This window comes from Clostridium sp., from assembly GCF_051650885.1.
Lineage (GTDB): Bacteria > Bacillota > Clostridia > Clostridiales > Clostridiaceae > Clostridium.
The window spans coordinates 1-19,230 of the sequence record NZ_JBOFRG010000343.1 but is presented as its reverse complement, the minus strand read 5'-3'; the positions used below and the strand labels follow the sequence as shown (position 1 = coordinate 19,230).

Annotated in this window: 21 protein-coding genes and 1 riboswitch; of the genes, 3 read left to right on the top strand and 18 right to left on the bottom strand. The window is 28.0% G+C overall.

Annotation, left to right across the window (positions count from 1 at the left end; translation table 11 throughout):
* The 9 genes from ACRC28_RS17400 to ACRC28_RS17360 all read right to left on the bottom strand — a co-directional run.
* The coding region (locus ACRC28_RS17400) for a phospholipase D-like domain-containing protein (protein WP_438544718.1) at nt 1-754 on the bottom strand (754 nt) is incomplete at its 3' end.
* A gap of 209 nt (nt 755-963) precedes the next feature.
* Nucleotides 964-1,335, bottom strand: coding sequence for a YccF domain-containing protein (locus ACRC28_RS17395; protein WP_438544717.1), 372 nt, complete (start codon nt 1,333-1,335; stop codon nt 964-966).
* A gap of 294 nt (nt 1,336-1,629) precedes the next feature.
* A complete protein-coding gene (locus ACRC28_RS17390; protein WP_438544716.1) occupies nt 1,630-2,514 on the bottom strand; it encodes an NAD(P)/FAD-dependent oxidoreductase in 885 nt (294 codons plus the stop codon).
* Between the two features lie 4 nt (nt 2,515-2,518).
* On the bottom strand, nt 2,519-3,937 hold the full coding sequence (locus ACRC28_RS17385; protein WP_438544715.1) for an NAD(P)/FAD-dependent oxidoreductase: 1,419 nt from the start codon (nt 3,935-3,937) through the stop codon (nt 2,519-2,521).
* A gap of 324 nt (nt 3,938-4,261) precedes the next feature.
* A complete protein-coding gene (locus tag ACRC28_RS17380) occupies nt 4,262-4,876 on the bottom strand; it encodes an alpha/beta hydrolase (RefSeq protein ID WP_438544714.1) in 615 nt (204 codons plus the stop codon).
* Between the two features lie 220 nt (nt 4,877-5,096).
* A complete protein-coding gene (locus ACRC28_RS17375; protein ID WP_438544713.1) occupies nt 5,097-5,492 on the bottom strand; it encodes an HsmA family protein in 396 nt (131 codons plus the stop codon).
* A gap of 2 nt (nt 5,493-5,494) precedes the next feature.
* The gene (locus ACRC28_RS17370) at nt 5,495-5,935 is read right to left on the bottom strand and encodes a MarR family winged helix-turn-helix transcriptional regulator (protein ID WP_438544712.1); all 441 of its coding nucleotides are present in this window, start codon (nt 5,933-5,935) and stop codon (nt 5,495-5,497) included.
* Between the two features lie 253 nt (nt 5,936-6,188).
* Nucleotides 6,189-6,614 (bottom strand): hypothetical protein, encoded by a 426-nt coding sequence (locus tag ACRC28_RS17365; protein WP_438544711.1) that lies wholly within the window; start codon nt 6,612-6,614, stop codon nt 6,189-6,191.
* 15 nt (nt 6,615-6,629) lie between these two features.
* Complete coding sequence (locus tag ACRC28_RS17360) at nt 6,630-6,767, bottom strand: hypothetical protein (protein ID WP_438544710.1); 138 nt, start codon at nt 6,765-6,767, stop codon at nt 6,630-6,632.
* Between the two features lie 81 nt (nt 6,768-6,848).
* Nucleotides 6,849-6,908, bottom strand: a riboswitch (Fluoride riboswitch).
* A 161-nt stretch (nt 6,909-7,069) separates the two neighbouring features.
* Here ACRC28_RS17360 and ACRC28_RS17355 point away from each other — a divergent pair.
* A complete protein-coding gene (locus tag ACRC28_RS17355; protein WP_438544709.1) occupies nt 7,070-7,771 on the top strand; it encodes a hypothetical protein in 702 nt (233 codons plus the stop codon).
* A 130-nt stretch (nt 7,772-7,901) separates the two neighbouring features.
* Here the strand turns inward: ACRC28_RS17355 and ACRC28_RS17350 are convergent, their stop codons facing one another.
* The 4 genes from ACRC28_RS17350 to eno form a co-directional block, all read right to left on the bottom strand.
* Nucleotides 7,902-9,374 carry a DUF1002 domain-containing protein gene (locus ACRC28_RS17350; RefSeq protein WP_438544708.1) on the bottom strand — a complete coding sequence of 491 codons (1,473 nt, stop codon included), beginning with the start codon at nt 9,372-9,374 and terminating at the stop codon, nt 7,902-7,904.
* Nucleotides 9,375-9,549: 175 nt separating this feature from the next.
* Nucleotides 9,550-11,544 (bottom strand): ferrous iron transport protein B, encoded by a 1,995-nt coding sequence (gene feoB, locus ACRC28_RS17345; RefSeq protein WP_438544707.1) that lies wholly within the window; start codon nt 11,542-11,544, stop codon nt 9,550-9,552.
* Nucleotides 11,545-11,585: 41 nt separating this feature from the next.
* Nucleotides 11,586-11,807 carry a FeoA family protein gene (locus ACRC28_RS17340; RefSeq protein WP_438544706.1) on the bottom strand — a complete coding sequence of 74 codons (222 nt, stop codon included), beginning with the start codon at nt 11,805-11,807 and terminating at the stop codon, nt 11,586-11,588.
* Between the two features lie 134 nt (nt 11,808-11,941).
* A complete protein-coding gene (gene eno / locus ACRC28_RS17335; RefSeq protein ID WP_438544705.1) occupies nt 11,942-13,234 on the bottom strand; it encodes a phosphopyruvate hydratase in 1,293 nt (430 codons plus the stop codon).
* A gap of 174 nt (nt 13,235-13,408) precedes the next feature.
* Between eno and ACRC28_RS17330 the strand changes: the two genes are divergently transcribed.
* On the top strand, nt 13,409-13,861 hold the full coding sequence (locus tag ACRC28_RS17330) for a hypothetical protein (RefSeq protein WP_438544704.1): 453 nt from the start codon (nt 13,409-13,411) through the stop codon (nt 13,859-13,861).
* A 365-nt stretch (nt 13,862-14,226) separates the two neighbouring features.
* Here ACRC28_RS17330 and ACRC28_RS17325 read toward each other — a convergent pair whose 3' ends face one another.
* Entirely contained in the window at nt 14,227-15,435 is a 1,209-nt protein-coding gene (locus ACRC28_RS17325) for an NAD(P)/FAD-dependent oxidoreductase (RefSeq protein ID WP_438544703.1), read from the bottom strand.
* Nucleotides 15,436-15,693: 258 nt separating this feature from the next.
* Here ACRC28_RS17325 and ACRC28_RS17320 point away from each other — a divergent pair, with 258 nt between their 5' ends.
* Nucleotides 15,694-16,416, top strand: coding sequence for a hypothetical protein (locus ACRC28_RS17320; RefSeq protein WP_438544702.1), 723 nt, complete (start codon nt 15,694-15,696; stop codon nt 16,414-16,416).
* Nucleotides 16,417-16,482: 66 nt separating this feature from the next.
* On the opposite strand, the gene ACRC28_RS17315 is transcribed toward ACRC28_RS17320, so the two are convergent.
* The 4 genes from ACRC28_RS17315 to ACRC28_RS17300 form a co-directional block, all read right to left on the bottom strand.
* Nucleotides 16,483-17,727, bottom strand: a complete 1,245-nt coding sequence (locus ACRC28_RS17315) for a PTS transporter subunit EIIC (RefSeq protein WP_438544701.1) — start codon at nt 17,725-17,727, stop codon at nt 16,483-16,485.
* Entirely contained in the window at nt 17,714-18,043 is a 330-nt protein-coding gene (locus tag ACRC28_RS17310) for a PTS sugar transporter subunit IIB (protein ID WP_438544700.1), read from the bottom strand. Before ACRC28_RS17310 ends, ACRC28_RS17315 begins: the two co-directional genes overlap by 14 nt.
* Complete coding sequence (locus ACRC28_RS17305; RefSeq protein ID WP_438544699.1) at nt 18,033-18,326, bottom strand: PTS lactose/cellobiose transporter subunit IIA; 294 nt, start codon at nt 18,324-18,326, stop codon at nt 18,033-18,035. The genes ACRC28_RS17310 and ACRC28_RS17305 overlap by 11 nt, the downstream gene beginning before the upstream one ends.
* A gap of 13 nt (nt 18,327-18,339) precedes the next feature.
* Nucleotides 18,340-19,230, bottom strand: an 891-nt coding sequence (locus tag ACRC28_RS17300) for a PTS sugar transporter subunit IIA (RefSeq protein ID WP_438544698.1), incomplete at its 5' end; no start/stop codon positions are given.

Here is a 19,230-nt window from a genome sequence, read left to right as displayed (position 1 = left end):
ACTTTTGGACATCAAAAGCTGACATATATGTTTTACCAGTTCCTGTTGCTGCAACTACAATTCCTCTTTCTCCACCATGTAGCCTTAATCTTTCTAGATTTATTAAAGCTTCTTTTTGCATTAAATTAGGCTTTATCTTTTCATACTTTTCTAATAAAGGATTCTCTTTTTCTTTTAATAGTTCTTTTTGTAAAGCTTCATAATCCTCTATAAACTCATCAGTTACATTTAAAGATTCGTTAAACAGCCTATTAAAACTTTCCATTACCTTTTTAGAGAAATCCTCATCCTTCTTTTCTACAATTAACACATTCCATTCTTCATTACTTTTTAAAGCTCCTTGTGTTAAATTAGAAGAACCTATATATATCTTAAAGTTATCCTCATACTCAAAAATATATGCCTTAGTATGAAAGCCTCTATTCTTTTCTTCAGTTATAAAAATATTTAAATCAACATTATTGAACTCTTTAATCTTTTTTAAAGCATAAGCTTCAGTAAAATTTAAATAAGTAGACGTTAAAAGCTTCCCCTTAACCCCTCTTTCAGAAGCCTTCTTTAAATCCTCTAAAATAAGCTGAAGCCCTGAAAAATTAACAAAAGCAACACTAAAATAAAAGGAGATGCAACTCTCTAAACTCTCCTTAATCTCTAAAAGAAAATTTCCCTCTTCATTATTAATTATCAATCTATTTTCTAATTTAAAATCATTTTTATCTAAATCCATTAAATCTAATTTTGTTTGAACATACATCTTTATTTTTCTCCCTTATCCTATGTATTAATCACTTTCATTTTATCATAATATAAAATGATATATCTATCTGCACTATTTTTAATAGACTTATTATTTTATCTGTTTCAATAATTTACCCTCACACTCTCCCAATAATCTTTGAAATAGAAAAAGAGTTGCAACGCAACTCCTCCTAAAATTCTAAATTTTTAATTTTAAATTCTTAATTAAAAACCTTCTCTAATTTCTTTTCCAAATGGCATTAATGATAGCTTTGCAAGCTTAAAGCTTTGAAGTCCAAATGGTATTCCTATTATTGTAATACAGAATACTACTCCAGTAATTAAATTTCCTATTGCTAAAACTAATCCACCAAAAATTAACCATAATATATTTAACAAGAAATCTACTCCACTATCATCCACAGTTACTACTTCTTTACCAAATGGGAATAACTGAAGTCTTGCTATTTTAAAGCATTGAAGCCCTACTGGTATTCCTATTATTGTAACGCACCATAAACATCCTATTAAAAACCATGACACCGCTCCAATAAGTCCACCAAATATAAACCAAATTAAATTTCCTAAACAACTCATATGTTCACCTATACTCCTTTCTAACTTTAGCTAATCCAAATAAAACTTAACTTTATGTACTCTTTTTCTCATCTTATGTATTCTTAGCCTCACTTATTATTTACTCTAGTATATCAAAATTCCACTATAAATCAATTCCCCACCTTAATAATAAAAATTTCCAAAGATAAATTCTAAACTACTCTCGCGAATTGCTTGTAATTCCTCCCCAATTCTAAATTTTTAATTTTTCATTCTTAATTATAAAAAGAGCATCATTCCTGACACTCTCTCACTTCTACCTTAAGGTATATTTTATTTTATATTTTCTATTACCTTTTTAGCTTCTTTTTCTATTTCTTCTATACTTTTATGAATGTATATTCCATTTCCTATTGCAAAAATATTTTTTCTTGAAGTTTGGAAGTTTTCATCTACTTTTGCACCAGTTGTTTCTGGATTTAATTGTATGCTACTTCTCATTGGAACTATTCCATCTGATAATTGTCCTAGTGCTAAGATTAATGTATCACATTTTAATTCTTTTTCTTCATTTCCATTTTCTATAACTATTTTTTCTACTCTACCTTCACCTAATATATCTTTGATTTTATATCCTTCTAATATATTATCTGAGTAATTTTTTGCTTTTTCTTTGTTTCCTACAATAGCTTTTATTTTTAGATTTTTATCTTTTAATTCTTTTTCTACTGTCTCAAGATTTTCATCGCCAAAAATAATTATATCTTTTCCTATAACTATATCATCTATATTTAAAAACTTTTTAGCCATTCCAAGTGTTATAACTCCTGAGCACCTATCCCCTGGCATGTTTAAATAGCTTCTTCCTTTATCTTTTCCACCATTTGCTATTATAATATTTTTAGCTTTTAACTCTTCTATTCCTCTTTCAGGACTTGTACAAATAACATTTCCTTCTTTATTTATATTTAAAACCATTGTATTAAAAAGAGTTTCTATATCATTTTCATTATATTCTTTTATAAGCTTTTCTTTATACTGAAGTCCAGTAATATTACCATTTTCACTAATATTATAATTTCCAAGATTTAATGCACCACCAAGCTCTAAATCTTTTTCAATTACTAAAATATGTTCTATTCCATTTTTCTTTCCTTCAATTGCAGCTAGCATTCCACTAGCTCCACCACCAATTATTATTAAATCATATCCAAGCATTAGACTATACCTCCTTAAAACCTATAACATTTGAACATTTTTCATTTTTCATTACCTCTGCTAAAGGTATATTAAGTTCTCTACTTATAATTTTACTAATTGGAAGTAAACATCCAACTCCTTGGCATCCTCCCATAGTTGCTCTTGTTCTTCTTTTCACTCCATCTACAGTTTTTGCACCAAGAGGTCTATTAATTGCATCTACTATTTCACCTTCAGTTATAAGCTCACATTTACAAATTATTTTTCCGTACTTTTCATTTTCTTTTATTAATTTATTTTTTTCTTCAACTGATAAGCCTTGGAATTTTACTATTCCTTTTCTATCCTTAATAAAGTCTTTCTTTTCTTCTAACTTAATAATTTCCTTAACTAAATCTCTTACATATACGCCTATTGCTGGTGCTGCTGTAAGACCTGGCGATTCAATTCCTACTAAAGAAATAAAATTATCTTTAGAATCTATAACAAAATCTCCTTTTTCTAAATGTGGTCTCATCCCTGCAAATGTTGTAAGTATCTTTCCTATATTAATGTTATTTATGCTTTTATTAGCTTCTTCAATTACTTTATCTAACTCTTTTTTATTAGTTTCTAAAGTATTATTTTTCACCTTTTCAGCTGTTGGCCCTATTAAAAGATTTCCATCAACTGTCTTAGTAACTAAAATTCCCTTTGAAACTTTATTTGGTGTTTTAAATATAGTTTTATTTACTAAATTCCCTGAAACTTTATCTAATAAACAATATTCCCCTTTTATTAATTCATGAGCATATTTCTTATCATTTATCATATTATTTATTTTGTCACTATTAATTCCAGCTGCATTTATAACTACTTTAGCTTCTATTACCTCACCATTTTTTAAAGTTATTTTATATCCATTATCTATCTTTTCTATATTTATAACTTCAGCTCCAAATCTAAAATCTACACCATTCACCATTGCATTTTCAGCTAAAGCTATAGTCATTTCATAAGGACTAACTATTCCTGATGATTTTGCATATAACGCTTTACAAACTTTATCAGATATATTTTCTTCTAATTCTTTAACCTGCTCTAAAGATAAAATTTCTAAACCATCTACACCTAACTTTTCACCATTTTCTTTTAACTCTTCTATCTTTTTAACTTCTTCATCATTAAAAGCTAAAACTAAAGCTCCATTTCTCTTAAAAGAAAAATCTAACTCCTTTGATAACTTATCAAACATTTTATTTCCTTCAATATTAAACTTAGCCTTTAAAGTATTTTCCTTTTCATTAAACCCTGCATGTACAATTCCACTATTCGCCTTAGAAATCCCCTCAGCCACATCAAAATTCTTTTCTAAAACTTGGATATCTAAGTCATACTTTGATAACTCTCTTCCTATAGAACATCCAACAACTCCACTTCCAATAATAACTACATCCTTCATAATCCATCCTCCTAATAAAACCTTATTCATCCTATAAAAATCTTCAAACTCGCAAAAACCTTCAAGCAAGCTCAAATCTTATAAATCTCTTTCCATATCTTTATTATATTCCTCTTTTAAATATAAGTAAAATTCACATTCTCAATGTTATCAATAATTTTTACCTATTAAATATTTTTACTATCAACTCTCTCCTCAGATCCTTCTTGAGATAAAATTTCCCGCTAGATAAATTTTGAGTCTCCAAAATCGCTTGCGATTCTCCCAATTCTTCATTTTTAATTTTTCATTCTAAAAAAGAGCACCCTTCGATGCTCTCAATTTTTAGTTAAGTAAAAACTCTCTTTCCATTTCTATGACATCAAATAAAACTTTAATACTTTGAAGAACATTTCCTTCAATATCTAAAGCATGATTTGCATTATCTATGTTTACTACTTTAACACCTTTTACATTTTCAATTTTTTCTAAGCTTTCTTTATTTAAAAGTGGATCCTTAGTTCCTGTTATAACTAATGAATTTTCACATACTCCATGTTTAGCTGTTTTATCTATTGGACTTATATATATGTTTTTAACATCTTTTCCTCTAAACATTCCATTTAACATAACTTGCACACAAGTTCCTATACTTTTACCTATAATAACTATTTCTTTATATTCTTTAGTTATACTTTTTTGAATCGCTTCAATAGTTTCTTTAGCCATTAAGTGGAACTCTTTTTCTATATTAAATTCTGTTCTATTTATTTGGAATCCATATTCCATAGTTAATACATCATATCCTAATTCACTTGCAAGTGATCTTGAATAATCTAAATATGATCTATCAATTAAATATGCAACTCCTGGTAATACAATTGTTAAAGTATCACTACCATTATCCTTAAATATCCCCTTTAATTCTACGCCCCATTTTGACATAACTTTATTTTCCATCTTCTATTTCCTCCTCTTTTGTTCCTTTTTCTTCATTATACTCCTTTATTTCAAATAAGTATAATTAAGCTTCCCTATACTTCTTATAAAAATTACTTATAGGAAGTATGTATCTATTTTATTTTAAAAAGAGGAAAAGTTATACAACTTCTCCCCTGTTAAAACCTATTTTAAATTTAATAGTTTTACATAAAAAATTCTTCACTATTAACTCTTACTTCTAGTGCATTCCAATATACATTCCAACAAAGTAAGGTACAAGCCATATAACCCATACTGCTATACTAAATTTGTGGAAAAACTTTTTAGCTCCTTCAGAACCTTTATTGTAAACCCATGTAGCCCATACTGCATGAATTAACATAAGAATTATTGCAAGTGCTCCTGTTATTCCATGAATCATAAGTTGTGTAGATGTTATACTATGGTCTGTCCCCATTGAAGCTATCTTAGACATAGTTGTAGTTCCTAATGTATCAAATACTAAACCTATCCAAAATATTATTACATGTTTTTTCTTTAATGTTTTTGATAAAAATTCTCCCCAAACACCTATTGAATAAAAAACAAGTGCTAATGAAATAAAAATTATTGCTGGTATTAAAAGTTTTGGCATAATTATTCACTCTCCCTAATCTTTTGTATTATTTCTTCTAAACCTTTTTTGATTTCTTCTAGCTTGCATTCTTCTATATTTTTAAAAATATTAGAGTACACCTTATTGAAACTAAGCATATATTTTCTGCCTTCAAATCTACCTTTTTCAGTAAATGTTATATATGTATTTCTTTTGTCTTCATCATGTTTTATTTTTTTAATATATCCCAAACGTTCCATTCTATTTAAAATACCTGAAACTGTCCCTTTGGTTAAATTCATAACTGCACATATTTCTGAAACAGTCATTTCACCATGATGCCCTAAATGTTTTACTACCGTTAACTGTTGTGGCGTTAACTCTGTTTCTTTAAGCTCCTTTGAAAGAATATTATAAACTTCTAAGTCAATATCTTTTATAAGCTTTGTTATTTGAAAGCTAGTCTCTATTCTTTGTTTCAATCTTCTCACTCCAAACTGTTTGCAAGCAAACTATCTTTTTAAAAATAAACAAACCGAATTGGTTTGTATGCAAACTATATTTATATAATACCACGTTTATTTTATTTGTCAACTTGTCCAAAAAATAATTCCTCACCATCAAATAATCTCTATAAGTTTATCTGATTCTAAGGAATTATCTAAATAAATAACTTAAAAAAGGAATCTTTTATTATATTTTAATTTATTCTAATCATAAAATTATTGTTACAAATTATTTTCCTAAAGTTCTTATCCACTTATTTGCAATATTCTCTTCATGCTTTTTGAACTTTTCATATTTTTTATAACTTTTCATAGCATGTTTAATTTCTTTATCTAGTTCTTTTATATCCATATGCTCTATAATTTTTTCATTAGAATATACTTCTTTTATAGCTTCTTTTGAAGCTCTCTCTTCTTTTACATTATCTAAATTGTTTAATAATTTTTTAAATACGTCTTTTTTACTAGCTATTTCAGCATCCTTTCCTTTATTAGCTATAGCTAAAAGTGTTTCTAATCTTTTTTTAGTATGTTTGAAAGTTATTTCATTTAATCCCTCTTCAATTCCATACTCTTTTAGATATTTAAAGAATTCCTCTAAATTTTCTTCTCCACCAAATACTTCTTTTATTTCTACTGTTGTTAATTCTTCCATTTTAGTCACCCCTAATTAATGTTTTTTGTGATTGAATTTATTTCCTTCTTCTTTATGCTCTTGTCTTTGCTCTTCTTTTCTCATCTCATTTATTTTTTCTCTTTTAGCATGTACCATATCTTCTTTAAATCTTCTGTTTCCTGTATTACTCATTTTTATCCACCTCTTAAATTTTTTTCCAAAAAATATTCAAAAAAAAGCTAATGACCTACAAACACTTTACCCTTTGGTAAATAGAATGTAGAAGTCATTAGCATATAGCGTTTAAAGGTTAACCTCATAACCTATTATTTACTTTTTTTAAATATCTTTTCTATGCCTTTATAATACTCTTCTTTTTTTTCCCATTCAATAAACAAATTGTAAATATTTTTATTTTCATTATATTTCACTTCCATATTCTTCCATAAAATGGTAAACTATACTCAACATAATGGATAAGGGTGATTAAGTTTATGAAGAATAAAAAGAAAAAAAGTAAAAAAAGCATTAATAATAAAAAGAAAAGAATTTACAGAACAGAATTACAGAAAACTAATAAAAATTCGGAAAAATTAATTTTTGATGCCGAACTTGGAATTGATATGAATACTTTAATAGAAAAAAATATAACCATAGCAGATTTAGAAACTCTAGCCACTGATGATTTAAATGCAGAAGAAGGAGTAAAGGTATCTAATACCTTCATTCCAATTTCTGATTTTTTAAGTCCTGAAGCTTGTGAAAAATTATTTTCTGAAGATGATAATTTAGTAAAGGATACCGGTTTATTAGAGGTTGCTTGTACTAGTACTTCGGAATTAGAGGAAGATTCATCTACCTATATTGGTCAAGCTATCTTATCACAAACTACGCTTTTTGAGGATATAGATAACACTTCATTAACAGATGATGCTTCTATGCTAGAACCTATTGTAGAAGAAGATATTGTAGATGCTATAGAGCCTTTAAATAACACAGTTATTTCATTTCCTATAGATAATAAGACTTTAATAGAAGATGAAATTGAACGTAAAAAGAAAGATTTAAATAAATATCTTGAAGAAGAGAAAAAATTTAAAGAGTTTGATAAAAAGCTAGTAACTCTTACTCGTGAAAAATTATCTCAGAAAAAACAAAGTAATTTTTCTAGATTTTTAAATAAAATCTTCGTCTAATAATTAGTGTGTAAAATGCTCTTTTCAATACAAGATAGAGTCTTACACATACTTTTATATACTTATCTCTTTAAATTTATATATAAAAAGGACTTTTCTACAATTTAGAAAAGTCCTTTTTGGTGTTTTACTATTGTCCTGATATACTTACTATTATATTTTGCTCATTATTACTAGCTGCATTTGGAAGCGCTTCACTTATGTTTGCCCCCATACTTCCATTAGGTACTGTATTTCCAAGTGTTACATTTACAGTTACATTATTGCTTACTGTATTACCTAATTGTGAAAAACTATTTTTTATTTGGCTATTACTAAAGCTTCCATCAACAAATTCTTTAGCTTTTACTTCTGAACCAAAAGCTTGACTAATATCTGGTGTAGTATTTATTAAGTTCATTACTTTACTACGAACACTATCACAGAATTTATCAAAGCTTATTCCTGTATTTTGAACAGTTTGTGATGTGCTTCCTGTATTAGTATTAGTATTATTTACATTAGAAGTATTGTTAGCTGTATTATTTGAAGTATTGCTTCCTGTATTATTTTCTGCTCCATTGTTTGTTGTATTGTTTGTTAAAGTAGCAGATTTTTGTGCTGGTGTTTCTGGAGTTGCTGTTGCATTTTGAACAGTTTGGTCATTTCCAGTAACTACTGCTGTTTTACCTATATTACTATCATTATTTGTTTGGTTTACAATTCCTGCATTCTTATCTGCATTTGTAAATAATCCTTTTACCCAGTTTACAAAGTTATCAAAATGAACTTCTAATTTATTCATAAATCCATTTAATTGACCTTGTTGGTCAAGCACATTATTTAACTGGTCTTGCATATGCTCTAATGTTTTTTCCATTTCACTTTTATTGTAATTTTGATTTGATATTCCTACCATAACATTATTAAGGTCTTTTTGTTGCTGTGGAGTTAATTGAACTCCATAATTATTAGTTACATTATTAATAGTTTGTGCAACTTGACTTGAATCTTGATTTCCATTTTGGATAACTTGAGCTTTTACATCATTAACTACTGCTGCAGCCTTAGTTTGTCCTACATTTGGATCACTTGCTATATTACTTGTAACTTGCATTTCTTTATTAGCAAGTTGCTTTTTCTCTGGACTTATAGCTTGTCCTGTTGCTTTTTCATAACCAGTCATAATCCCAGTTAACGCTCCTGTTCCACTAACTGGAAATGGTGCTGCTGCAATTACGTTAGCATTATATATTCCTGCTGTTGTTAAAGCATTACTTATCATACTTGCTGTAACATAAGTTAAGTTTGCAGTCTTTACATTTATTCCTCCACTTGATGTTGGTTGAACATAAGCACAGGAAATTGTTCTTGTTCCAATCTCTGATTCTGGCACAATCCCTTTTAGTTCTTGTTGCTCTTCCTGATTATTTATCATTATTTTTTCATAACTTCCATTTGGTGCATTAAAATACTGTAGCATTTCTTGTTGCTGCTGATTGTTTAAGTTTGCTCCTATAGATATTACATTAAATCCATCTGCAAATGCTGAAACTCCTGGAAGCATCATACTACCTGCTATGGCTAAACTCACTGTAATTCCTATAATCTTTTTTCTTTTCATTTGTAAATCCTCCTAGTAAATCTAAATAATATTTACTTAGTACATAGTTTGCCATATTCATTTTAGGAATGCAACTATATCATAAATTTTTAAGAATCTTCAAAATTTATCTTCTTATTTCTTTTATTTATTACAAATTTGTCTTTCTTTTGTAATTAAAATTTCCTTTTTCCAACTAGAATCCTAATAAGCTACCTACTTGGAATACTAAAACTGATATTACCCAAGCTACCCCAAATGTATATCCAGCCGTAAATAATGTCCACTTCCATGAATTTGTTTCTCTTTTTATAGCTCCTAATGCCACAAGACATGGTGTATATAACAATGACATTATCATAAATGAAATTGCTGAAAGAGGTGAAAAAGCACTTTGAATCGCTGCTACTACTGCTATTCCTTCCTCAACGCCAGCATAAGTAAGCCCCATTGTTCCTATTACAGTTTCCTTTGCCAATATCCCTGTTATTAATGCAATTACAGCTTGCCATGTCCCAAATCCAGCCAACGTAAATATTGGTGCAATAGTTCCACCTATAATCCCTAATAAAGAGTCTGAGCTATTACCATCTACCCCTATTGGGAAATTAGATAAAAATGCTAATATAACCATCATTGGTAATATAATACCTCCAGCTTTCTTTAAAAATGCCCCTGCTTTATCCCACATTAATAAACTAATATTTCTAATTGATGGCATTTTATAGCTTGGTAATTCCATAATAAAGTAAGATTCCTCTCCTTTAAATAAAGTTTTACTAAAAATTTTTCCAACTATAAGTGCAACTATAATTCCTAATGCATACATAGAAAATAATATTAACCCTCTATGTGATTCAAAAAAAGCACTTATAAACAATGCATATATTGGTAATCTTGCTCCACAGGATATAAAAGGATTTATTAATATTGCAATCATTCTATCCTTTTTATTATCTAGAGTTCTGGTTGCCATTATCCCTGGTACATTACATCCAAAACTTACAATCATTGATACAAATGTCTTTCCATGAAGACCAACCTTTCTCATTATTCTATCCATAACATATGCAGCTCTTGCCATATATCCACTATCTTCTAGTAGACCTATTAAGAAATACATTGTTATTATTAAAGGTAAAAATGATAAAACTGCACCTGTTCCTCCAAATATACCATCTCCTACAATGCTAACTAAAAGATTGCTAGTTCCTATACCTTCTAAATACCCTACAACTTGTTCTCCAACACTTCCAATAAATCCATCTACCCATTCTTGCATAGTTGCTCCAACTACAAATGTTGCTTGATATAAACACAGCATAACTGCTGCAAATATCGGTAAGCCCCATATTTTATGAGTTAATATTTTATCTATTTTATCTGTTAAAGTTATTTTTTCTACATTCTTTTTTACAATAGTTTCTTCTACTATCTTATTAACTATTTTATATCTTTGATTTACTATTTCCATTTCAGCTTCATACCCAAAATGCTTTTCTATATTTTTAGTTGCTACATTCAACACTTCTTTTAATTCTTTATTTTCTTCTATCCCAAGCTTTTCTTTCATATTTGAATCATTTTCTAACAACTTTATAGCTGACCATCTTTTTGAAATTATTGGTTTATTTATTTGTTTAGATATATTTTCTATTTCTTTTTCAATTACTGAGTCATAATCTATTTTTATCTTACCTTTTTTATTAGATTTTTTTGAAATTCCTTCTAAAAGTTCACTAATTCCCTTTTCATTTAATCCTACAGTTCCTACAACCTCTACCCCTAAAATTTTAGAAAGCTTTTCTTTATTTATTTCAACCTCATCTTTTGCTGCTAAATCTAACATATTAAGACATACTAATACATCTATATCTAATTCAAGCAACTGTAATGTAAAATATAAATTTCTTTCTATATTTGTGCTATCTAATATATTTACAACTAAATCTGCATCCTTACTCAATATATAATCTCTACCTATAATTTCATCTTCTGAATAAGTACCTAAACTATAAGTTCCTGGCAAATCTACTATTTTAAATTCCTTTTCTTTATAATTTAATCTTCCTTCTTTTTTCTCTACTGTTACCCCTGGCCAATTTCCTACATGTTGCTTTGCTCCTGTCAATGAATTAAATATACTTGTCTTTCCACTGTTGGGATTTCCAACTAATGCTATTTTTCTCATAATACCCCCATTTATTTTCAACCTTAAATTTTGATTATTTTTTACTCTCCAAAAACTATACAAGCTTCTTCTTTTCGTAGTGTTAGTTTATATCCCCTAAGATTAATCTCTATAGGATCTCCAAGTGGTGCTTTTCCTTTAACTATTACCTTCGTACCTATAGTTAACCCCATATCTAAAAGTTTCCTTCTTATTTTACTTGTCTTTTGGATTTCTTTTACAGTAATTTCTGTACCCACTTCTACATTATCCAATCTTTTCATTTTATGCCTCCTTTTAACTTACTTTATCAAATGATAACATTTATCATTCTCTTTTGCAAGTCATTTTCAAAATAAAAATTGATAAATAAAAAAGCCTCCTATCTGATTAGATAGAAAGCTTTTTATACTTACTATTATTTTAAATTAAAGAATGCCTCTCTTCCTCTATATTGTGCTACATCCTCAAGTTCTTCTTCAATTCTTAAAAGTCTATTGTATTTAGAAACTCTTTCTGACCTTGCAGGTGCTCCTGTTTTTATTTGTCCTGCATTTACTGCAACTACTAAATCTGCAATTGTAGTATCTTCAGTTTCACCTGATCTGTGAGAAATAACTGCTGTATATCCTGCTCTATTTGCCATTTCAATTGCATTTAATGTTTCTGTTAAAGTTCCAATTTGATTTAATTTTATAAGAATTGAATTTGTAATTCCTTTTTCAATTCCCATTTTTAATCTTTCTGTATTTGTTACAAAAAGGTCATCTCCAACTAATTGAATTCTTTTACCTAATCTTTCAGTCATTATCTTCCAGCCTTCATAATCTTCTTCAGCCATACCATCTTCAATTGAAATTATAGGATATTTATTTACTAGATTTTCATAGAAATCTACCATTTCTTTTGGTGATAATGTTTTTCCTTCATGCTTTAATACATATTTTCCATCTTCGAAGAATTCTGATGATGCTGGGTCTAATGCAATAAACATTTCTTCACCTGGCTTAAATCCAGCCTTATTTATAGCTTCAATTATAACTTCTATTGCTTCTTCATTTGATTTTAAATTTGGTGCAAAACCACCTTCATCTCCAACTCCTGTTGAATATCCTTTTTCATTTAAAATCTTTTTAAGTGAATGATATACTCCTGCACACATTCTTAAAGCTTCACTAAAGCTTTTTGCTCCAACTGGCATAACCATAAACTCTTGTAAGTCAACTGAGTTATCAGCATGTTCACCACCATTTATAATATTCATCATAGGAACTGGTAAAACTTTAGCATTTACTCCACCTACATATTGATATAAAGGAAGTCCTAAATACTTAGCACTTGCCTTTGCAACAGCTAAAGAAACACCAAGTATTGCATTTGCTCCAAGCTTTCCTTTATTTTTTGTTCCATCAATTCTTATAAGCTCACTATCAATAAAAGGTTGATTTAAAGCATTTAATCCTATAAGTTCGTCTGCAATAATTTCATTCACATTCTTAACTGCATTTAAAACACCTTTTCCATTATATCTATCTTTATCATTATCTCTAAGTTCTACTGCCTCATATATTCCTGTAGATGCTCCAGACGGAACAGCTGCTCTCCCTACAGTACCATCTTCTAAAACAACCTCAACCTCAACTGTTGGGAATGCTCTTGAATCTAAAATTTCCCTTGCTCTTATATCTACTATTTCTGCAAATCTTTTCATAAATTTGTTCCTCCTTTTAAACTATCTAAGATAGCTTTCTCTTTCTATGTTTTTATTATACAACCTTTAAATGATAATTACAATCATTTACTACAAATAATCATTATTTTCAAAACTTTATTTTCCTTAAAGTTTTTGTTACAATAAAGCTAATTTAACTAAAGGAGGATTTTTATGAAATTCTTATATGGTCGTTATGGAGTAGATATTTTTTCAATATTTTTATTATTTTTAAGTAGTATATTAAATCTATTTAGATACACTCATTACATAGGATTACTTTTACTTATTTTAATAGTATTTAGAGTATTCTCAAAAAATAAATATGCAAGAAGCTCTGAAAATACAAAGTTTATTACTTTTATAAATAAGTTCTTAAAAAAATTCAATAAACAAATTCCATACAATACTCCAACCTTAAACTTTGATAGCTTACCTTATTTTAAGCAAGCCTATTCAATATACAAGGCTCAAAAAAATGCACAAAAAGCACAAAAAGCTAAAAATAAAAACTTCAAAATTCTTACTTGCCCAAGCTGTGGTCAAAAACTACGAGTTCCAAAAGGGAAAAAGAAAATAGTAGTAACATGTAGTCGTTGTAAAAAAGAATTTAAAGCAAAAAGCTAGGGCAGTTAAGAGTTAAGAATTCAGGAAAAAACTCGCTAGGGCGAGTTTTGGAAATAAAAAGAATTGGCGTCGCCAATTCTTTTTATTTCCAATTTTAATTTTTTTTTATGCTTAACTTAAGACTTTCCCTACGATAAAATTTACCGCCAGGTAAATTTTGAGCCCCTTCTCACCAAGAGTTGCTTGCAACTCCCTAATTCTTCATTTTTAATTTTTCATTCTTAATTAAACTCACTCTTACTTTTTCCCTATTAACTCTTAACTCAAAACCCTTCCCTGCGACAAAATTTATCTCCGATAAATTTTGAGCCCCCACAAGAGTTGCCTGCAACTCCCCCTAATTCTTCATTTTTAATTATTCATTCTTAATTACAAAGCCTTCCAGCTAAATTTCCAGTTGAAAAAGCAATCTGTAAGTTGTATCCACCTGTTTCTGCATCAACATCCATAACCTCTCCTGCAAAGTATAGTCCTTTTACTTTTTTAGATTCTAATGTTGATGAATTTATATTTTTTACAGATACTCCACCACAGGTAACTTGTGCTGCTTTTATTGTTAGTGTTTCTAGTACTGTAAGATTCATTTCTTTAACCATTTGAAGAAACTTGTTTTCACTTTTCTTTTTAAGTTCTGATGATTTAACCCCTGTTAATTCACACATTTCTCCAATTTCTTTTAAGAAGCTTTGTATTAATGTTCCTTTTAAATTATTTAAAACATCTTTTGAAGGATTTTCTTTCATTTTTTTACTTAACTCTTCTCTTGATACTTCTGGTAAGAAATCTAATGTAAGAACTACTTCTCCCTCTTCTAAACCTTTATTTATATATGAAGATAATTTTAAAACTGCTGGTCCTGAAACTCCAAAGTGAGTAAATATCATGTCTCCTCTTTGTTCAAATTTCTTTTTCTTAACCTTTGCTTTTATTAAAACATCTCTCATTGATATTCCTTGAAGTTTTTTTGCAAATTCTTCTTTTATAACTAAAGGAATTAATGCTGGATATTGTTTTTTAATATCATGACCATATTTCTCTAATATGCTGTACATACTTCCATCTGAACCTGTTAGAGGAAAGCTTTTTCCTCCTGTTGCTATAATTAAATTATCGCACATAATTTTTTCTATATCATTTACTACTATTCCTTTTATCATTCCCTCTTCTACAATAAGGTCAGTAACACTTTTATTGTATAAAACTTTAACATTATGCTCTCTTAAGTCATCTCTTAAAATGTTTATAACATCATCAGCTTTATCATTATCTGTATACACTTTTCTATCAAGCTCTTCCTTATATTTAAGACCTTTACTTTTAAAATAATCTAATACATCTAAATTTGTATATGTATAAAAAGCTGAGTATAGAAACTTTTTATTAGTTACTACTTTTTCAAGCATCTCACTAATATCCCTATTATTTGTTATGTTGCATCTTCCTCCACCAGTTAACTTTAATTTTTTACCTATTTCTTCAGTTTTTTCAATTAAAATCACTTCATTTTCTTCTGATGCTTTAATTGCTGCCATTATTCCTGCTGGTCCACCACCAACGACTATTACTTTTTTCATATGATAACCTCATTTATTTTAAATTTCTTACTTTAATACTTTAAGATATTTCCACTATAATCTATCCCTCTACTAATATTCTGCAAATAGGACATACTAATACTATGAAGAATATATTTCTATTTTATCACAGTAAATTATATACTTAAATTTATTTAACTTCTATATTTTTGATTTCTATTTTTTATATTCTATTAAAACTTTATCTATATTTATATGGTAATATTTATTATATTTTTAAAAAAGGAGTTGATTTTTATGTCAACAACACTTAGCTTAGATAGAAATTATTTAGATGATGAACCTAATTTTAACGAGAGTAATCCTAAAAAAAAGAAAACCTTACTTAAAGTTATAGTTTCCTTAATTATAGTTATTATAATTTTTGTTGTAGGTTTTACATGCTATTACCTTTACTTTAATAATAAGGATCTTTCATCTATTAATAGCAATATAAATACATATAACACATTAGTATCAACAGTTAATGAAAATAGTAATCCAACTGAATCTGATTATAGCTCTTATAGCACAAAGTTTTCTAACCTTTCTAATACATTTAAAAGCTATGAAAATTCAATTTTTCTAAACAGTGAAAGTAAAACTTTAACAACAAATTATGCAAACCTTACTTCTTATTTAGCTTATAATGAAGATTTATTATCTAAGTACTTAACATATACATCAGAAGTAGAAAATTTAAGTTCACCAAATTTAGACCAGCTTCAAGGCTTAATAAATAAATTTAATGGACTTTTATCAAGTAATGACTTTACTCAAATGAAAAATATGTATAACAATGACCCATTTGTGAAACAAAACATCTCTAAAACTAGTTCACCTACAGTATTTGAAGATATGGTTAATAAAACTGTATCTAAGCTTTCAAATACTAGTAAGTATGAGGTATTTGCAAATAATATAGCAAACTTCTTTGGACTTGGAGATATTTTCAAAAATAGTATGCAAATCAAAAATTAACTTATTATCATTAAATCTCAATAAAAATGCCCAAGTAGGAAATACAATTCTACTTGGGGCATTATTTTAATTTCTTTTTTCTATCATCTTAAAGAATGGATAATATATTAAAACTGACAATAATATTTGTACTAGCTGTACTAATATTATTCTATAATCTAAGGATACTAAAAATCCCTCTAAAAATATTGGTAAGTGAGCCACGTCAAAAATTGGTGCTCTAATATATCCTATTTTTATTAAATATATTGGTAATGTACCAAGTATTGTTCCTCCTATTAAAAAGGGAATTGCAAGTATTTTATTTTTTACAATTGGTACTCCAAATAACAAAGGTTCATTTACTCCAAATAAGGATAATTTCAAGGTCTTTTTACCAAGCTTTCTATATTTTTCTTTTTTAGAAAGTAACATTGAAATTACAAGTCCTATTGTTACTCCTGTTCCTGTAAAATTAATTATTCCTGAAAAAACTCCCATTGATAAAAAATGTGGCATATTTATTCCTAAATTCATAGCAATTATGTTTTCTGAAACATAAATAACAAGTATTGGTGCAATTAATGGTGTAATAACACCTGAATGTATTCCAAAATACCAAAATAGTGACCTTATAAATATAACTGCTACAACAATATACATGTTGTCTAATAATCCAATTATAGGCGTAAAAATTTCTAAAATTATATCTGGCAATATTGCTCCTCTAAACTCTGCTCCAATAAATCCTCTTATGCAAATAAAAAATATCCCTATAAAAAATGTTCCACCCATTGTTTCTATAGAATCTTTTATGAATTCTGGAACAAACTTGGATTTTTTTGTAGCTAATCTTACAATATGTATTCTATTATATATACAAACTACTATCATCCCTATTATAATTCCTGTAAATATACCTTTTTCTCCTAGCATATTCGTATCAACAACACCACTTTCGTTATATCTTAATGATGTTATTAATATAGAAAATACAGTCATTAATACGCACTCTATAGATTTTATTTCATATTCTCTACTTAAAAAATATGAAACTAATACACCTCCATATAAGCCTATTAACCCTATACTTCCTCTAATTATTATGCTTATTAATTCTGACACATACAAATAATTTTCTATAAATATTCCATTCCTTGCAAAGCTTGTGAAACCTTCCTTTATTATAATTGATGTTCCACCTAATAAAAGGATTGGTATTAATCCAATCATAGCTCGCCTTAAAGCTATAAGCTTTGAACTTCCATCAAGCTTATTTGCTATATAAATAAGAATCTTTTCTAGCCCCTCTTCTAATTTAAATATACTCATTTCCTATCTCTATAGCTTTTCTTAATATTTTTTCTCCATCCATTTCCCCATAAAGCTCTTTAGTTAATAAAGTAATTCCAATTTCTCTATCTCCTATAATTTCTCTTATATATTCATACTTATGCCCAAGCTGTGGTCCTACAAGTATTATGTTATATTCATCTAAATAAGCTTCTATTCTATCAACTGATATAGCTTCTAAATGGAATTCATCCTTTTTAAATTTATCACTTTCATCTAGCACTTCATTAATTTCTTCTACTATCATTGTAGTAGAAAAACCTCCTGCACATACTAAAAGTATTTTATACTTCATCTCTTATTCTCCCCTCTGAATATATGTCTATAAGCTCACTAATAACATCAAATATTATTAATGTATTCATCAAATGATCCTCTGCATGTATCATAAGTAATCCTTGTCCTTCTGTTTCTTTTACCTTCTTGTATCCATTTAAGATTATCCTAGCTTCTTCCATTATAGCTTTGGATTTATCCTTTTCACCCTTCTTCGCCATTTGCAATGCTTTGAAAATCTCTCTTCTACCTTCTCCTGCAACTCCTATTATCTCTAATGCTCTTTTTTCATTTTCTTTCATAATTACCTCTATTTTAAATGTTAAGTAGCTTTCTTATCTCCTTAATAGAATCTACACTTAACATCTCTTTTCTCAATTCCTCACTTTTTATTAATTTAAATATAAACTTTCCAATTTTCTTGTGTAACTCCATACTTCCTTTTTTAACAGATATAAGAAATATACAGTTAACTAATCTATCCTTCCACATAATTTCTTCATCTAACAAAATTATATTAATAACATTTTCTATTCCATTCATATTTATGGCATGTGGTGCAGCGATTCCATTTGCATAAGCTGTACTTAAACTCTTTTCTCTTTGCAATACTTCTTCTTTAAAGTTTTCATATACAACTCCCTCTTTATATAAAAACATAGCTTCCTTCTCCAAAAGCTTTATATAGGAAACATTCTGTCCACCTTTTATTTTCTTTAAATAAATTCTATCTATCTTTTCATCTTTACTACTATTTAAGCCACTTCTTATCTTTCTAATTACTTTTTCTATTTCATCTTTTTCAAATATATTGTCTATTCTAATTATTTTTCCACTCTCACCTAACATCTCTATATTTGTAACTATAAAATCATACTTTTTAATATCATCCTTATAATTTAAAATTTCTATTTTGAAATCTCTAAAAACTCTTTCAATGTTAATCTTTAAAAGAAAACTTATACCACCTTCACTTTTACAAAGAATCCCTATCTTTTTTTCACCCTTTAATCGTTCTTCTTCCTTCTTTTCAAAATGTGCTGTAAAGTGAATTGCAATAAAGGCTATTTCATCTTTTATTAATTCTAAATTCCATCTCTTTGAGAACTTTTCCATAAAGTTTAATGTAAGAAGCATTATCTCTTGATACCTTACATTTATTTCTTCAAAATAAGGATTTTTTAATTGAGTATTTGTCTTTACTCT

Bases quoted from the DNA above. Each gene is read 5' to 3' on its own strand.
- ACRC28_RS17395 (WP_438544717.1), bottom strand. From the start codon at position 1,335: ATGAGTTGTTTAGGAAATTTAATTTGGTTTATATTTGGTGGACTTATT.
- ACRC28_RS17390 (WP_438544716.1), bottom strand. From the start codon at position 2,514: ATGCTTGGATATGATTTAATAATAATTGGTGGTGGAGCTAGTGGAATG.
- ACRC28_RS17385 (WP_438544715.1), bottom strand. From the start codon at position 3,937: ATGAAGGATGTAGTTATTATTGGAAGTGGAGTTGTTGGATGTTCTATA.
- ACRC28_RS17380 (WP_438544714.1), bottom strand. From the start codon at position 4,876: ATGGAAAATAAAGTTATGTCAAAATGGGGCGTAGAATTAAAGGGGATA.
- ACRC28_RS17375 (WP_438544713.1), bottom strand. From the start codon at position 5,492: ATGCCAAAACTTTTAATACCAGCAATAATTTTTATTTCATTAGCACTT.
- ACRC28_RS17365 (WP_438544711.1), bottom strand. From the start codon at position 6,614: ATGGAAGAATTAACAACAGTAGAAATAAAAGAAGTATTTGGTGGAGAA.
- ACRC28_RS17360 (WP_438544710.1), bottom strand. From the start codon at position 6,767: ATGAGTAATACAGGAAACAGAAGATTTAAAGAAGATATGGTACATGCT.
- ACRC28_RS17355 (WP_438544709.1), top strand. From the start codon at position 7,070: ATGAAGAATAAAAAGAAAAAAAGTAAAAAAAGCATTAATAATAAAAAG.
- ACRC28_RS17350 (WP_438544708.1), bottom strand. From the start codon at position 9,374: ATGAAAAGAAAAAAGATTATAGGAATTACAGTGAGTTTAGCCATAGCA.
- feoB (WP_438544707.1), bottom strand. From the start codon at position 11,544: ATGAGAAAAATAGCATTAGTTGGAAATCCCAACAGTGGAAAGACAAGT.
- ACRC28_RS17340 (WP_438544706.1), bottom strand. From the start codon at position 11,807: ATGAAAAGATTGGATAATGTAGAAGTGGGTACAGAAATTACTGTAAAA.
- eno (WP_438544705.1), bottom strand. From the start codon at position 13,234: ATGAAAAGATTTGCAGAAATAGTAGATATAAGAGCAAGGGAAATTTTA.
- ACRC28_RS17330 (WP_438544704.1), top strand. From the start codon at position 13,409: ATGAAATTCTTATATGGTCGTTATGGAGTAGATATTTTTTCAATATTT.
- ACRC28_RS17325 (WP_438544703.1), bottom strand. From the start codon at position 15,435: ATGAAAAAAGTAATAGTCGTTGGTGGTGGACCAGCAGGAATAATGGCA.
- ACRC28_RS17320 (WP_438544702.1), top strand. From the start codon at position 15,694: ATGTCAACAACACTTAGCTTAGATAGAAATTATTTAGATGATGAACCT.
- ACRC28_RS17315 (WP_438544701.1), bottom strand. From the start codon at position 17,727: ATGAGTATATTTAAATTAGAAGAGGGGCTAGAAAAGATTCTTATTTAT.
- ACRC28_RS17310 (WP_438544700.1), bottom strand. From the start codon at position 18,043: ATGAAGTATAAAATACTTTTAGTATGTGCAGGAGGTTTTTCTACTACA.
- ACRC28_RS17305 (WP_438544699.1), bottom strand. From the start codon at position 18,326: ATGAAAGAAAATGAAAAAAGAGCATTAGAGATAATAGGAGTTGCAGGA.